The organism is Streptomyces sp. NPDC002853 (assembly GCF_053591915.1).
On record NZ_JBSFUS010000002.1, the window covers coordinates 569580 to 584019 of the forward strand.

Below are 14440 nucleotides of genomic sequence, written 5' to 3' on the forward strand. Positions count from 1 at the left end.
CGGCCCTCGTGCGTCAGGCGGTCGGCGTGGCCGATACCTCAGGGGAGAGAGCAGACTCGAGGCCGTCCTCGTTCAGGACGGTGACGGCGTAGTAGTACTTTGTGCCCCCCGTCAGACCGCGGTCCACATAGTCGGCGCTGCTCGTGACATGGCTGAATTCGGTGTTCTCTTTGGTGATTCCGGGCTTCGTCGAGCGGTAGACGCGGTAGCCGGTCACGGAGGCATCGCCACTCCCGGACGAGGCGACGTACCAAGCAAGGCTCACACTGCCCGCGCCTGGTGTGACCTGGTAGAACTCTGTGGCGCGCGGCGGCTGCGGCTCCTCGTACGCCGGCTTGACCGATGTGGATGCAGCCGATGAGACGCCATGCTGGGACGTGGCGACGACGGCGTAGTAGTAGTCCCGCTCGCCCTCGTCCTCGCTCACCGTGCCGGCGTACTCGGTGCGCGTCGTGGTGGCCACGCGGTTGGCCGAGTCGGTGATGTCGACCGGGGAGGTCTTGGAGCGGTAGACCGTGTAGGAGGAGATGGGTACGTACGGGCTCTGGGACCACGACAGGGTGAGCCGCTTGCCCACGAGCTGGCGGCTCTGCATGGTCGGGGCACCGGGCACGGTGGCCTCGGTGACAGTCTTGGTGCCGTTTATCCAGTTCGACCCCCTGGACTCGTTCCCCGCAGCGTCGACACCCCGCACTTCGTAGGTGTACATACGGCCCGGCTCACCCTTGGTGTCACGGAAAGTCAGCGAAGTCGTCGAACCGACCTTGGTGGGCGGCGAGTTGGGGGACACATAGCGGTACATCACGTACTTCACCGCGTCCGAGTTGCCACTGCGCCACGTCAGCGTCACACCGCGCTCGTCCTCGCGGGCGAGGGTGAGGTCCTGCGGCGAGAGGGGCGCGACGGTGTCACGGTGGCCACGTACGGGGTCGGTGTAGGGCGAGACGTGTCCGGCGCCGTCCAGGGCGCGGACCTTGTAGGCGTACTCGACGTCGGGGTCGGCGTCGCTGTCGACGTACGAACTCTCGGCCACGGTGGCGAGCCGCGTGTACGGGCCGACCTCGTCCGGCTCGGTGCCCTCGGCCTCGGCCCGGTACACCTCGTAGGCGGTGGCCGCGGAGAGCGAACTCCAGGAGAGGGAGACGGACTCACGCCCGGATAGGACGTGGAAGCTCTCGGGAGCGTCGTACAGGGGATTGTCGGGCTGGTCCGGGTCATCGCTGACGCGGTGGGCGGAGCTGTTCGCCGAGGTGGGCGCGGCAGCCTGGGCGGTGCCGGATATACCGAGGGCGAGGACGACGGCGGCCGCGGAGGCGACAGCTGCCGGTCTGAGACTGGAGCGTTGAGGCACGGCTGGCTTTCCCTTTCCGGTGGAACCCCGCACGGACGTACGGGAGTTCGGGATGCAGTCGTGGGGGGAGTTGGTCGGACTTGACGTGGGGGCAAGGCACTGTAGCTGTACATGACCAAGAAAGGGGAGACGGCGCGCCTGGACGGCAGGCCGGGACCTTCAGCGCCGCGCCAGCGCCAGCACGCTCAGGCCGAACATCGCGACGCCCAGAGGGAAATGCACCGACGGCACGTGCGCGATGCCGAGCACCACCTGGGCCGAGGCGAGAACAAGGAAGCCGGTCGCGTGCCAGATGGGCCGCGGCGAGCCGCCGCCCGGCTTCCACGCCAGCACCGCAGCGAGCACATACAACATCGACGCCCCGTACATCACGCGTGCTCCGACATCGTGCAGCGTCTCTCCGTAGGACGAGGTCATCAGCAGTCCGGCGGAGACCGCCTGAAGGAAGATGATCAGGGTCTGCAGGGTGATCGCGATCTGCAGAAACGAGAGACTGCGCTGATTCGTCGCCTGGATTGCCATGCCACGGTCCCTTCTTCTGCCCCGGAGGCAGTAGATCGATAAGGTCTCACCAGGCCGACGACGCGGGCCTGTGAAAGGTAAGGCGAGGGGGTCGAAGGCATGGGGACGGCTGGAACGAGCACCGACGGCATAGCGGGCGAGCGGCGCCAACTGATCAATGTCGCCTACCGGTTGCTCGGGTCACTGACCGAGTCCGAAGACGCCGTACAGGAGGCCTACGCGCGCTGGTACGCGCTGCCACGCGGTCGGCAGGACGAGATCAACTCCCCCGGCGCCTGGCTGACGACGGTGACCGGCCGCATCTGCCTGGACGTACTCGGCTCTGCGCGGGCCCGGCGTGAACGCTACGTCGGCGCCTGGCTGCCCGACCCACTGCCCGACCACGCCGAGCGGGACCACGGGCGTAACACCGATCCCGCCGATCAGATGGTGCTCGACGAATCGGTGACCATGGCGTTTCTCGTGGTCCTGGAATCGATGACACCCGCCGAGCGAGTGGCGTTCGTCCTGCACGACGTCTTCCGGTACCCGTTCGCCGAGATCGCCGACATCCTCGGCCGAACACCGCCGGCCTGCAAGCAACTCGCGGCCTCCGCCCGGCGACGGGTGCGCGTCGCGCAGGCCCCGGTAACGGCGGCCGGGCAGGCCGAGACGGTGCGGCAGGTCAAAGAGGCCTGGGAGTCCAAGGACATCGCGGCCCTCGTCGACCTCCTCGACCCGGCCGCCGTGATGACCGCCGACGGCGGCGGCCTGGTCGGTGCCGCCCTGCGCCCGGTCGAGGGCAGCACGCGCATCGCCCAGTACATGGTCGCGGTCGCCGACACGGCGCCGGGACTCGACCTCCTGGAGCGGTCCGTCAACGGCATGCCTGGCCTGGTGGCGCAGCGCGCCGGCACGGTCATGACCGTAGCGGCGTTCGACATCGACGACGGCCGCGTCACCCGGGTCTGGGTGGTCCGCAATCCGGAGAAGCTGCGGCCGTGGCTGCGCGGCGACTAGGCCGTGTCACGAAGCACCCGTCCTGGCCGCGGCCGACAACGAGCCGCTGTCACCACTACCTTCACCAGAGGTGAGGGAGAAGCCGTCAGCGGTGGCCCAGCACGTTGACCACCCGTCCGCTGGGGTCGCGGACGAAGAACCGCCGCACGCCCCACTCCTCGTCCTGCAAGGGGTGCACGATCTCCGCACCGCTCTCCCGCATGACGGCATAAGCCGCGTCCACGTCGTCCACCTCGACGCTCATGTCAGGGGTGACCGGCGCGGTCTTGTCACTGGTCATGACGCTGATCTGCGCTGCCGGGGTGGTCGGGGAGGCGAGAGTCATGATCCAGCCGAGGTTCATGACCTCCTCGAAGCCCAGCAGGCCATAGAACTCCCGGCTCTCCTGCGCGGCCTCCGACTGGATGTTGGGCACGACACGGCGAACGGTCATCGACGACTCCAAGTGAGAACAGACGTGTCCCTGTGTCTCCCCAGGAGTACTACGCCACGTCCGCCACCGCACGCACTTCCGCAACACGCTGCCCGTCGGTCAGCAGCTCCCGCAACCAGCTCTGCCTTAACGCCACTGCTTCCTGCGCGATCTCGCGGTTACGGCTGCCTCACGCTTCGAAGTAGGCGACCGTGATGATCGTCCGCCGAATGGTCAGGGTGTAGACGACCCGCACTTCAGAACCTGGGGCTCGGTACTCCCACATCGGCGCGCCGTGTTCGATCGCAGGGCGCAGAGTGCCGACAGTCGGTTCGGCGGCGATGACGGCAAGAGCCCGGTCGACGGCGATCTCTTCGGCGGGATTGAAGCCTGCTGCTTGCTGGACCGCGGTGGGGCCGAGGACGACGCGGGCTCCGGCCTTGCGATGCTGGGGCGCCATAGCGCCTGATTATGCCGCTGACCCGCTGACGTCGATGCCGTGTTTTGCGTATAGGTCGACGCGCAGCGTCTCCCAGTCGGTTGTGGGTGCCTTGCCGTCGCGGATGTTCTGCCAGTAGGAGGCGAGCTCCTCGTTGCCGGATTCTCGGGCAACGGTGATTGTCTCGTCGAGGTCGGCGATTTCCTCGGTGGTCCACGGCTGGTCGCTCATGCCGTCCTCCTGGCTGTGGATTCACGGGTCGTGATTCCGGTTGGCACTAGGAGCGTAGCGCTCGTTCGGCCGGACGGGCGGCCGTGCGGCCGGATTCGGTGTTGACCGGAGACGAGCCCGGCTGCCCTGGGGCCGACGGTACGCGGTAGCGGCGGCTCCCCCATCCCGAGCCGTGGGCACCACCGCGGTGGATGCCCTCGCGGACAGTCGAAGTACACGTCAGGCGGGCCTCCCAGCCCGGTGTCCGGCTGCGCTGCCGTCTGGCTGCCCTGCCATGCACGCTACGACGCACCCCCGCGCGTGGGGGTTGAGTTTGTACCCCCCATAAACCCGACCTGCCACGCCTGGCGCAGAAACGGTCTCCTGGAATCACGCCTCGGTCACGACACCGACGACCGTCGCACCCTTCCTCCACCGACCGAATATGAGGCCTACTCCATGGAACGTCGCAAAGCGCTCGGACTGATCGCCACCACCGGCGCCGCCGCCTCCTTCACGGCTCTGCCCTCCTTCGGTGCGGAGACCGGCCGCGCCACGGGCGCCGCGGGACAGGGCAAGGCCACGGCCAGGGGCGGCTACACCTTCCCGTTGGACAAGAACGTCAAGCGGACCTCGGTGCGGTTCAAGAACCGCTACGGCATCGAGGTCGCCGCGGACCTCTACGTGCCGAAGAACACCGGGGGGAAGCTGCCCGCCCTGGCGGTCAGCGGCCCGTTCGGCGCGGTCAAGGAACAGTCCTCAGGTCTCTACGCCAACGAGTTCGCCCGCCGCGGCTACGTCGCCCTCGCCTTCGACCCCTCCTTCACCGGGGAGAGCGGCGGCACGGCGCGCGACGTGGGCTCGCCCGACATCTACACCGAGGACTTCAGCGCCGCCGTCGATTTCCTCGGCCTGCAGAAAATCGTCAACCGCGAGCGGATCGGCGTCCAGGCCGTCTGCGGCCTGAGCGGCATGGCACTCACCGCGGCGGCTGCAGACAGCCGTATCAAGGCGCTCGCCGCAGTCTCGATGTACGACATGTCGCGCAGCATGTCCCGCGGCCACGAGGACCACTACACGCGTGAGCAGCGCCAGAAGGTCGTGGACCACCTCAGCCGGCAGCGCTGGATCGACGCCGAGAAGGGCACCTACGCACGCCTCTCCCACGAAGTGCCCTTCGATGAGAACGGCAACGTCGCCCCCTCGAACCGCGTCCTGCCCAAGACCCTCCCGGCGGACGCCGACCCGATCTCGAAGATCTTCTTCGACTACTACCGCACCGAGCGCGGCTACCACCCGCGCTCGATCAACTCCACCACCGCGTGGACCGGGACCACGCCGATGTCATTCTTCGCCTTCCGGCAGATGACGAACATCGACATGCTGGCGCCCCGCAAGGCCCTCCTGGTGGCCGGTGCGAACGCGCACTCCCGCTACTACTCCGAGGACGTCCGGGCGAAGGCCCCCGACACCGTGGACCTTGTGATCGTCCCGGGCGCGGATCACGTCGACCTGTACGACCGCAAGCACCTCATCCCCTTCGACCTGCTCGACGAGTTCTTCACCAAGAACCTCGTCTGACCAGGAGTGCTCCCGGCAGGCCGGTACCGCCACGGCCTGCCGAGGAGCCACGTGCGTGATGACCTAGACCGGCTCCTCGTATCGACGTAGAACCACGAGTTAATCGCCCAACCTGCAGCTCGGCACGCAAAACACCGCGGGCAGGATCAGATCCAGCCCTGCCGGGCCACAGGCACTCGCCGGACAATAAAAATGCCCCGCACCTGATCGGATGCGGGGCTTGGGGCGGAAGTGTTTTAGCGCAGCGGTGGCAGGGCCTTCTCTGCGTGATCGATGACGTTTCCGTTGGCGCAGTTGTTCTTGTGGTCACCTACCCAGTCGCCGAGGACTGGCACGACGGCGACCTCCTGCAGGCACACGGCCGCTGCGGTGAAGTTCCAACTGTTCGCGGCGTTCACGCCCTCCCCGAAGTTGCTGTCGTTGTCGGCGTGGGCAGGGGTGGCCAGGGCGATGCTTCCGAGAGCGAGTCCGGCAAGCGCGGTGATCTTCTTCATGATCTGGAAACGAAGATCACAAAGCGAAGTTACTCAGGCGAGAGCGGACGCGAGGGTCTGCGGGGCCGGCCCTGGCGCGCCGAACAACACCTCCTACGGCATCCGCCCGAGTAGTACCGCCCCGTCCATCTCCCTGCCCGGGAAGAAGGTCCGCCCCAACGGGGCGCGCAACGAGGCGATCAACGGTTCTTCGGCGACGCACACACACGTGCAGCAACGTGGCCCGCCACGGGGTTCGCCAGGGCTGGACGGGTGATGCGGCAGGGGCGGCGCTGCTCCCGGTCTTTGGCGCCTCGGCTCCCTGCGGACCCGTTGACCGAACGTGCACCCGCTTCAACCGTTCGCCGGACAACGAGAGTTGGCGGCAGTAGCCTCGAAGCGGCTCATCTCAGGAAGAGGGGGGCGGCCCTCCACGCAAGGTGTAGGGACGCACGCCCCGGAGATGAGGTGTGAAGTGGCGGAAGCGTCGCAACCTTCCCGGCAGAAAGGGAAGTCACGCGAGTTTGCGGATCGGCTTGCTGTTGCTTTGGGGGCGCGTGCTCTCTGGGCATTGATCGAAAGGCTGGTTGGTCATCACTTCCACGGGTGATTAGTCACCCCCTGGGTCCGAGGTGCACCCCCCGTCGTCTCGGGCCCGCTCTTCCTCACTTTCTCACGCCGACCGCTGCCAACGCCGTCTCCAGGCCGACAAAGGCCCGCGCCACGCTCGGCGCCCTCGCTCGACGTCGACGGGTGCCAGGCACGTCGGCCCGGTCAAGCAGGTCGCCACGGCGGCCCGTGGGTCGTCTCCTCCCCCGTTGTGCACGGTGATGCCGCCCGCACGGCAGAACGGGCACGGCTCGACGAGCGTGATCGCGCGAGCAGTGCGGCCGAGGGCTACCTGGTCGAGCTCTGCCCGGCGCGAGCCTCCGTGATGGCCTGGACGGCTGCTGCGGAGCGACGGCGCTGGGTGAGAGAGATGGCGGTGGTGGGGATCAGGGTGAGGGCGGCGATGGCCGTGCCCACCACGGCGGGGCCGGTGGTCCCGAGCGAGGTGTCCAGGGTGAGGCCGGCGATCCAGGAGCCGATGGCGGTGCCGAGGTTGAAGGCCGAGACGGTCAGGGCGGAGGCCAGGACGGGTGCCTGGCGTGCGAAGCGAACGGCCAGAGACATCAGCACCGGGTTGGCGCCGAGCCCGAAGAAGCCCAGCAGGGCGAGCAGGATGATGGTGGCTACGGCGTAGCCGGCCAGTAGGGAGATCGCCAGGAGCAGGAGGGTGGCTCCTGCGGCGGCCGTGATGGTGACCGTGTGCGGGCGGTGGTCGCCGAGGCGGCCTCCGACGAGCGAGCCTGCCAGGGCGCCGAGGCCGAAGCCGACCAGGACCAGCGGCACGAGCCCGGACGCGATGCCCGACCGGCCGGTCAGCAGCGGCGAGATGTAGGAGTACGTGGCCAGCACGCCGCCGGTCGTGGTGGCGCAGGCCGCCAGGACCAGCCACAGGCGGCCGGAGCGCATCGCGGTCAGCTCGGAGCGGATGGTGACCGCCTGCTGGTCGCCGCCGCCGGTCGGAACGGTGCGGGCGATCAAAACGATGGCCCCCGCGGACAGGGCCGCGAGCGCCCAGAAGGGTCCGCGCCAGCCCATGAGCTGTCCGGCGAACGCGCCCACCGGCACGCCGACGACGTTGGCGAGCATGGCTCCGGCGCCGACCAGCCCCAAGGCGCGGGAACTGGCGGCCGGGCCCGCGGCGCGCGCGGCAGCCACGTTGGCCACCGCCCAGAAGGCGCCGGTGGCGATGGCGGTCAGGAACCGGGCCGCCAGGACCAGGGTGAAGTTCGAGCCGAGGGCAACGATGACATGCCCGACGGCGAAGACGCCGAGGGCGAGCATCAAGGTCAGCCGCTTGGGCAACCGCAAGGTGAGCATCGCCATCAGCGGCGCGCCGACGATCATCCCGACAGCGAAGACAGTGATCACCAGGCCGGTCTGGGCGACGCTGACCTGCAGGTCGCCCGCGATCTCGGGCAGCAGTCCGGCCACGACGAATTCGGTGGTGCCCATCAGGAACGTGCCCAGCGCGAGCACGTAGACGACGAGCGGCAGCCGGGCGGACGAAGGCTGGGGGTTGTCAGCCCGTACGGTCCCGGTCCCGGCCTCGGCGGGGGCGTGGAGGGTTGCTCCTCGCGTACTCATGCATCAACTCCGTGGGGGTCGTGTGCGGTGTGCTGATCCCACGAAAACGGCTGCGTCGCAGGTGGAGAAGGTTGCGTTTATGGGGGGTACAAGCTCGACCTCCCTCCGCGAGCCCCGGTGGCTACGGTGGAACGCATGGACGACCACAGTGACCACCGCGCGGAGATCCGGGACTTTCTCGCCAGCCGACGCGCCAAGATCACACCTGAGCAGGCAGGGCTGCCCACCAGCGCCCGGCGCCGGGTCCCGGGCCTGCGGCGAGAAGAAGTCGCCGTGCTCGCCGGCGTGAGCACCGAGTGGTACACCCGCCTGGAGAAGGGCCACATCAATGGCGTCTCCGAGGACGTCCTTGCCGCGGTCGCCCAGGCCCTGCAGCTGGACGAAGATGAGCGCACCTACCTGTTCGACCTGGCCCGCGCCGCCCGGCCCGCCCGCCGCACCCCCTCCCGCCGCAGGGACGTCGAGGCCCCGCCCCGCATCCAGTGGCTGCTCGACTCCGTCACGATGTCCGCCGCCTTCGTACGCAACGGCCGCCTGGACGTCATCGCCCACAACGCGCTCGGCAGGGCCTTGCACGCGCCGATGTTCGACAGCACCACGACCGACAAGCGCGGCCGTGCCAACTTCGCCCGCTACCACTTCCTCGATGCGGGCTCACAGGACTTCTTCGTCGACTGGGAGGCCGGCGCCGGCGCCACCGTCGCGCTGCTGCGTGCCGAGGCCGGGCGTGAACCGCATGATCGGGCCTTGCGTGAGCTGATCGGCGAACTGTCCACCCTCAGCGCCGACTTCCGCGCCATGTGGGCCGCGCACGATGTCCGTATCCGCCACGAGGGCACCAAGCGGCTGCAACACCCCGAGGTGGGTCTCCTGGAGCTGACCTACCAGTCTTTGGACCTGCCCGTGTCTCACCGGGCCGTGCACGACCTGAGCCTCTACACCGCCGAACCGGGCGGCATCTCCGAGGAGCGCCTCAAACTCCTGGCCAGTCTGGCAGCCACCCCCACCGAGGCCTCCAAGCCCGCCAAGCCCACCAAGCCCACCGACCAGCTGCGCTGAGCAGCCTGCTCGGACGGTTCCGGCAGACCGCTGAGCCTCGCGGTCTGCAGCCCTGAGCGCGCTCCCTGAAGCGCCTATACGCGGGATCCGTATTCGACAGGCGCATCAGGCATCGCTTCGCCGTCCCGGCAGAGCAGTACACCGTGCCGTACTCCCCCGCGCAGCGGAGGCGGATCATCACGCGGGACGACGTTCCCGGCCGGGCGGTGCGAGAGGTTCGTCGCATGACGGAGACCGCCTCATCCGCATCCCGCGTGCCGCCATCGACAGCGGCCCGGCCGCCGGTACCGCCACCCCCACGCTGGGCGGTACGGGCCGCTCACGTCGCGGCCTGGTCGACCGTGCCCTCCTCGCTGTGGCGACTTGGGCTCGTGCTCGGGATGCCGGTCGGGGTGATGGAGCGCGAGGAGTTCCTTGCCGCCTTTCCCTACAACTCCGCGTTGCTCGCCCTGGCTTACGTTCTGCTGCTCGGTGCGGTCGCCGAGAGCGCCTCGTATCTGACGCTCGGTTTGGTACGGCCCTGGGGGGAGGTGGTACCGCGCTGGGTTCCGTTTCTGGCCGGGCGCCCGGTCAACGCGCAACTCGCGGTCCTCGCAGCCTCGTTGGGAGCTCTCACGGTCACCGTGCTGTGGTGGGTTTTCTTCTTTGGCGCACTGCTGACTTCCCCCAGCACGCACCCCGACAGCTCAGCCGGCACCATCCTCTTCCTCGCCGCCTACGCCCCACTCCTGCTGTGGGGACCGCTTCTGGCGGCGGTGACCTGGTCCTACCAGCAACGCCACCGACTGCAACGCGGGGTCCACCACCGGCCCCATGTCTGATCAGCCGGCGAGACCACGAGGTTCCCCAGTACAGAGGGGGGCTGGCCCCACCATCGAGCGACCCGTTGCCCGGATGGTCCGGCGGGCCCCGCATCACGAGGCTGAGTACGTACAGATCCACCCAGGAAAAAGGGAACCCTCTGTGTTCAGCTCCAAACCGCTGCACCGCCGTACCGCCCGCGCCGCTACCGTCGGCGCTCTCGCCACCGCAGCCTGCGCCGCCCTCTTGGCAGGCAGTGCCCACGCCATCGTCAACGGATCGGACTCCACCCAGGCCTACCCCTTCATGGCGACCATTCCGATGTCGGCCCCCGAGGCCGGTCTGCTCGACGGGAACTGCGGGGCATCACTGATCGATGAGCAGTGGGTGCTGACAGCGGCCCACTGCGTCAAGGGTGAGGGACTTGAGCTGGAGGGCATCGTGCGCGTGGGCAGCGAGCACCGCACATCCGGTGGCACCGTCCGCAAGATCGACCGGGCCTTCGTCCACCCCGGCTATGTGAACGGCGACAACAAGGTCGCCAACACCAACGACATCGCGCTGATCCGACTTGACCGCCCGGTCACCGACCACCCCATCAAGATCGCCAAACGACCTTCGAGGCCCGGCACGCCGACCCGGATCCTGGGCTTTGGCACGACCATCGACACCGAGTTCGCGTTCCCCGAGCATCTGCAGGAGCTGAACACGCGCAGGGGCGCCAAATCCGAGTGCGCACCCGGGTACGCCGACCGGACCCGGCTGTGCACGATCAGCACCGTACCCAGGGCCATGGCGTGCTTCGGGGACTCCGGCGGACCACAGGTCCAAAAGGGCCGGGACGGACGCTGGGAGCTGATCGGCGTCACCTCAGGGCCCGGCGCCCCCAATGTGCCCTGCTCACAAGGCCCCGGCCTGTACACCAACGCTCCCGCCTATGTCGGCTGGATCCACCAGACCATGAAGGCCAACACCGCCCGGTGAACCGGCACCAGTGACAGCACCACGGCGATCAGCGCTGCGGCCGCACCGCTGATCGCTGCTGGTGACGGCACCGCCCTCGAAGTGCACCGCCGAAAGGTACCGGGTCCTGACCGACCCGGCCGGACATCCCTTCTGCCTGATCTGCAAGTCGTGGCGGGCTCTCAACTCGCCGGACGCTGATCAGAGCGGTGGCCCACCTGGACAGCTCCGTGGATGCCGCCGGAGCAAGAAGCGCCCGCAGAGCATCCGTCGAACCTGTCTCGTCTGGAGGTTCCGGCGAGGCAGGCTGATTGGGAGGCAGGCTGGATCACACCGCGGTGGTGCACCTGAGGGATACGCCGTTACCTCGGCGCGCTCACGGCGTTGCCGGTGCGGAGCCCGGGTGCGCTTGGTGCAGCCCGAGGTCCAACCGCCCTGGCCCGCCTGCCGGAAAGGTGCCCCCCATGCTTTCGCGTTTCGTCGCGACGGTCGCCGCCGCTTGTTCCCTTGTTGTGCTCGCCGGCCCGGCCTCGCCCTCCGCGGCGAGCGCACGTGCCGAGCCGCGCCCGCACCACGACACCGCCCTCAGCGCCATCGTGCCCACCTTGCTGTCACCGGCGATCGCCAACTCCGCTCCGCCCGGCGCCCGCACGGACCCCACAAGCCCCTGCCCGGCAGGCACGGACCGGCGCGCTCACCCTCGGCCGGTGGTGCTCGTCCACGGCACAGCCATGAACGCGTACAACACCTGGAACGCCATGGCGCCCGCACTCGCCGACGCCGGCTACTGCGTTTACGCTCTGAACTACGGCGCCCACGGGAGCCCCGTCAACGCGCTGGGCGCGAAGGGCACCGGCCGTATCGAGGAATCGGCCCGGGAGCTGGCCGCATACGTCAAGCGTGTGCTCCGCACCACCGGTGCCCGCAAGGTGGACGTGGTGGGCCATTCGCTGGGCGGGCTCATGCCGCGGCAGTACCTGAAGTTCGAGGGCGGCGCGTCGAAGGTGCACCGGCTGGTCGGGCTCGCCCCGGACAACCACGGGACGACGGTGCATGGGCTCGACACGCTCGTCAGGACGATCGCCCCGGCGACCGATACGGCGGTGGGCCCCGCCATCCAGCAACAGCTGGCGGGGTCCTCGTTCCTGACCCGGCTCAACGAGGGCGGCGAGACCGTGCCCGGCGTCTTCTACACGGTGGTGGCCACCATCTACGACAAGATGGTCACCCCGTACACCTCGGGGTTCCTCACCGCGCCCGTCGGCCGTCCGGGGGCGGTCGACAACATCACGCTCCAGCAGGTGTGCCCCGGTGACCGATCGGGCCACAGCGACGTCCCGTACTCGCCCAACGTGATCAACCTGGCCCTGGACGCTCTCGATCCCGCCCACCACGGCACCTGGAACTGCCGGAGCGTCACACCGCTCTTGCCGATGCCTTGAGTCACCGGCAGCGCCACAAGCGCGGGCCCGCCGCTGTCCTCGACCGGAGGCGGCGTCGCCAAGGGCGGGACGGTCAGGACCGTGGTCCTGCCACCCCGCCATGGCCGTTCGTCACGGAAGGCTGTGCACCTTCGGGCCGACGGAGTTCGACCACGCGTTGCCCGCTGTCGCGTCCCAGTTCGTGGACCACGTCATCGCGCCGCGCAGCGACGGGTAGGTCTTCGACGGCTTGAAGGAGCCGCAGCCGGTGCCGCGGGTCAGGCAGTCCAGGGCGTTGTTCACGACCGACGGGGCCACATATCCGCTGCCCGCGCCGCGTGTCGATGCCGGGACGCCGATCCCGACCTGCGAGGGATCGAGGCCGCCCTCCAGCTGGATGCAGGCGAGCGCGGTCAGGAAGTCCACGCTGCCCTGGCTGTAGACCTTGCCGTCACAGCCCAGCATCGAACCGCTGTTGTAGTACTGCATGTTGACGACCGTGAGGATGTCCTTCACGTTCAGCGCCGTCTGGAAGTAGCCGCCCGATGTGGACTGCATGTCGATGGTCTGCGGCGCCATCGTGAGCACCATCTTCGGGCCTGCCTTCGCCGAGAGTTGGCGCAGCGCATTGGTCATGTAGGTGGGGTTGAGGCCGTTCTCCAGGTCGATGTCGACGCCGTCGAATCCGTACTCCTGCATCAGCGCGTAGGCGCTGTTGGCGAAGGCGGTCGCGGAAGCGTCGCTGTTGACCGAGATGGTGCCCTTCTCACCGCCGACCGAGAGGATCACGGACTTGCCCGCGGCGTGTTTCGCGGCGATGTCCGCCTTGAAGTCGGCGGTGGAGGAGTAGCCGACGGCCGGGTCGAGGTTGAAGGTGATCTGACCCTGCGTAGGGGTGGCGTCGGCGAAGGAGACGGCAATGATGTCGTACTGCGAGGAGACGTCCCGCAGCTTCTGCACGGTCGCACCGTTGTCGAAGTTCTGCCAGTAACCGGTCAGCGCGTGCTTGGGTACGGTGCCACCGTCCCCGCCACCGCCCTTGGCGGTCCGAACCGACACTGACGTCGACTTCGCGGACTCCCCCGCCGCGTTGGTGGCGCTCACCTGGAAGTTGTAGGTGGTCTCCGGCGTCAGCCCGGTGACGGTCGTGGAGGCGCCGCCGGACGAAGCGACTTTGGTGCCGTCTCGGTAGACGGTGTACCCGGTGGCCGTGGACACCGGGGTCCAGGACAGGTCCACCGACGTGGACGTCGTCGTGCCCGCCTTGAGGCCGGCCGGCACCGCCGGTATCTCCACCGGGTCGGTGCCGCCGCCCCCGTCAGGACCAAGGACGCTCACATCGTCCACGTAGTACGCGCTCTGCCCGTACCAGCCGTGCGTGTACACGGTGACCGACGTGGTGTTCGCGCCGGTGGTGAAGCTGGTGGAGAGCTGCTGCCAGGACGAGTTGCCAGGCGTCCAGGTCGACACGTCGGTGGTGCCTGTGCCGCGGGCACCCAGGTAGGCGTAACTGCCCTGCACCCAACTGCTCAGCTTGTAGGTGGAGTTGGGCTTGACGGCGACGATCTGGGAACACTCGGCGTTGCTCTGGCCGGCCGGGGTGGCCTTGAGCGCCTTGGTGCCGCCGTGCACGGGGGAGGTGACGGCGGCGCCGCTGTTCGCGGTGCACGTCCAGTTGCTCAGGTCCGACTCGAACCCGGCGTTCTTGGCCACGTTGACGTCCGCGGCCTTGGCGTCCGTCGCCGTGGCGTCCGCCGACTGCGCAGGCGAGGCGAGCGCGGTGACGGCGAGCGCGGCAGCGGCACCGACGGCGATCGCCGCGCCGATTCTCTGGCGAACGCCAGCTCTGCCCTTACGTACACGGTCCACGGAATGCCTCCAGGGAGAAGCGAGGGACGAAGGTGCGAGCCGGTGGCCACCGCTGCTGTGCGCAAAGCTGGTCCAGACCAATCAAGTTGTCAAGACCTCTGGCACAGCGAACCGACCGCGGAGCGATAAAGACGCCGCGGAGTGCGG

Annotated in this window: 14 protein-coding genes; 6 read left to right on the plus strand and 8 right to left on the minus strand. The window is 68.6% G+C overall.

Annotated elements, in window-relative coordinates; genetic code table 11:
* Positions 1-13 precede the first annotated feature (13 nt).
* Together ACWD02_RS07215 and ACWD02_RS07220 are read right to left on the minus strand one after the other, a co-directional pair.
* Positions 14-1351, minus strand: a complete 1338-nt coding sequence (locus tag ACWD02_RS07215) for a fibronectin type III domain-containing protein (RefSeq protein ID WP_451205502.1) — start codon at positions 1349-1351, stop codon at positions 14-16.
* A gap of 159 nt (positions 1352-1510) precedes the next feature.
* Positions 1511-1873, minus strand: coding sequence for a hypothetical protein (locus tag ACWD02_RS07220; RefSeq protein ID WP_451205505.1), 363 nt, complete (start codon positions 1871-1873; stop codon positions 1511-1513).
* A 99-nt stretch (positions 1874-1972) separates the two neighbouring features.
* Here ACWD02_RS07220 and sigJ point away from each other — a divergent pair, with 99 nt between their 5' ends.
* Positions 1973-2872 (plus strand): RNA polymerase sigma factor SigJ, encoded by a 900-nt coding sequence (sigJ, locus tag ACWD02_RS07225; RefSeq protein ID WP_451205508.1) that lies wholly within the window; start codon positions 1973-1975, stop codon positions 2870-2872.
* 85 nt (positions 2873-2957) lie between these two features.
* On the opposite strand, the gene ACWD02_RS07230 is transcribed toward sigJ, so the two are convergent.
* From ACWD02_RS07230 to ACWD02_RS07240, 3 genes are all read right to left on the minus strand, one after another.
* Positions 2958-3305: a VOC family protein gene (locus ACWD02_RS07230; RefSeq protein WP_451205511.1), complete on the minus strand. Its 348-nt coding sequence runs from the start codon at positions 3303-3305 to the stop codon at positions 2958-2960.
* Between the two features lie 169 nt (positions 3306-3474).
* Positions 3475-3744, minus strand: coding sequence for a hypothetical protein (locus tag ACWD02_RS07235; RefSeq protein ID WP_451205513.1), 270 nt, complete (start codon positions 3742-3744; stop codon positions 3475-3477).
* A 9-nt stretch (positions 3745-3753) separates the two neighbouring features.
* Positions 3754-3954: a hypothetical protein gene (locus ACWD02_RS07240; RefSeq protein ID WP_451205516.1), complete on the minus strand. Its 201-nt coding sequence runs from the start codon at positions 3952-3954 to the stop codon at positions 3754-3756.
* 438 nt (positions 3955-4392) lie between these two features.
* Here ACWD02_RS07240 and ACWD02_RS07245 point away from each other — a divergent pair, with 438 nt between their 5' ends.
* On the plus strand, positions 4393-5514 hold the full coding sequence (locus tag ACWD02_RS07245) for an alpha/beta hydrolase (RefSeq protein ID WP_451205518.1): 1122 nt from the start codon (positions 4393-4395) through the stop codon (positions 5512-5514).
* 236 nt (positions 5515-5750) lie between these two features.
* On the opposite strand, the gene ACWD02_RS07250 is transcribed toward ACWD02_RS07245, so the two are convergent.
* Together ACWD02_RS07250 and ACWD02_RS07255 are read right to left on the minus strand one after the other, a co-directional pair.
* Complete coding sequence (locus ACWD02_RS07250; protein ID WP_451205521.1) at positions 5751-6008, minus strand: hypothetical protein; 258 nt, start codon at positions 6006-6008, stop codon at positions 5751-5753.
* An 876-nt stretch (positions 6009-6884) separates the two neighbouring features.
* Positions 6885-8180, minus strand: a complete 1296-nt coding sequence (locus tag ACWD02_RS07255) for an MFS transporter (protein ID WP_451205524.1) — start codon at positions 8178-8180, stop codon at positions 6885-6887.
* Between the two features lie 135 nt (positions 8181-8315).
* Here ACWD02_RS07255 and ACWD02_RS07260 point away from each other — a divergent pair, with 135 nt between their 5' ends.
* The 4 genes from ACWD02_RS07260 (at position 8316) to ACWD02_RS07275 (ending at position 12445) form a co-directional block, all read left to right on the plus strand.
* Positions 8316-9239, plus strand: a complete 924-nt coding sequence (locus ACWD02_RS07260; protein ID WP_451205527.1) for a helix-turn-helix transcriptional regulator — start codon at positions 8316-8318, stop codon at positions 9237-9239.
* Positions 9240-9463: 224 nt separating this feature from the next.
* Positions 9464-10060: a hypothetical protein gene (locus ACWD02_RS07265; RefSeq protein WP_451205530.1), complete on the plus strand. Its 597-nt coding sequence runs from the start codon at positions 9464-9466 to the stop codon at positions 10058-10060.
* Positions 10061-10202: 142 nt separating this feature from the next.
* Positions 10203-11024 carry a S1 family peptidase gene (locus tag ACWD02_RS07270; RefSeq protein ID WP_451205533.1) on the plus strand — a complete coding sequence of 274 codons (822 nt, stop codon included), beginning with the start codon at positions 10203-10205 and terminating at the stop codon, positions 11022-11024.
* Between the two features lie 443 nt (positions 11025-11467).
* Entirely contained in the window at positions 11468-12445 is a 978-nt protein-coding gene (locus tag ACWD02_RS07275; RefSeq protein ID WP_451205535.1) for an esterase/lipase family protein, read from the plus strand.
* Between the two features lie 111 nt (positions 12446-12556).
* Here the strand turns inward: ACWD02_RS07275 and ACWD02_RS07280 are convergent, their stop codons facing one another.
* Complete coding sequence (locus ACWD02_RS07280) at positions 12557-14293, minus strand: chitinase (RefSeq protein WP_451205537.1); 1737 nt, start codon at positions 14291-14293, stop codon at positions 12557-12559.
* Positions 14294-14440: the final 147 nt, after the last annotated feature.

Coding starts and splice junctions, on each gene's coding strand:
- ACWD02_RS07220 (WP_451205505.1), bottom strand. CDS start 1,873: ATGGCAATCCAGGCGACGAATCAGCGCAGTCTCTCGTTTCTGCAGATC.
- sigJ (WP_451205508.1), top strand. CDS start 1,973: ATGGGGACGGCTGGAACGAGCACCGACGGCATAGCGGGCGAGCGGCGC.
- ACWD02_RS07230 (WP_451205511.1), bottom strand. CDS start 3,305: ATGACCGTTCGCCGTGTCGTGCCCAACATCCAGTCGGAGGCCGCGCAG.
- ACWD02_RS07235 (WP_451205513.1), bottom strand. CDS start 3,744: ATGGCGCCCCAGCATCGCAAGGCCGGAGCCCGCGTCGTCCTCGGCCCC.
- ACWD02_RS07240 (WP_451205516.1), bottom strand. CDS start 3,954: ATGAGCGACCAGCCGTGGACCACCGAGGAAATCGCCGACCTCGACGAG.
- ACWD02_RS07245 (WP_451205518.1), top strand. CDS start 4,393: ATGGAACGTCGCAAAGCGCTCGGACTGATCGCCACCACCGGCGCCGCC.
- ACWD02_RS07250 (WP_451205521.1), bottom strand. CDS start 6,008: ATGAAGAAGATCACCGCGCTTGCCGGACTCGCTCTCGGAAGCATCGCC.
- ACWD02_RS07255 (WP_451205524.1), bottom strand. CDS start 8,180: ATGAGTACGCGAGGAGCAACCCTCCACGCCCCCGCCGAGGCCGGGACC.
- ACWD02_RS07260 (WP_451205527.1), top strand. CDS start 8,316: ATGGACGACCACAGTGACCACCGCGCGGAGATCCGGGACTTTCTCGCC.
- ACWD02_RS07265 (WP_451205530.1), top strand. CDS start 9,464: ATGACGGAGACCGCCTCATCCGCATCCCGCGTGCCGCCATCGACAGCG.
- ACWD02_RS07275 (WP_451205535.1), top strand. CDS start 11,468: ATGCTTTCGCGTTTCGTCGCGACGGTCGCCGCCGCTTGTTCCCTTGTT.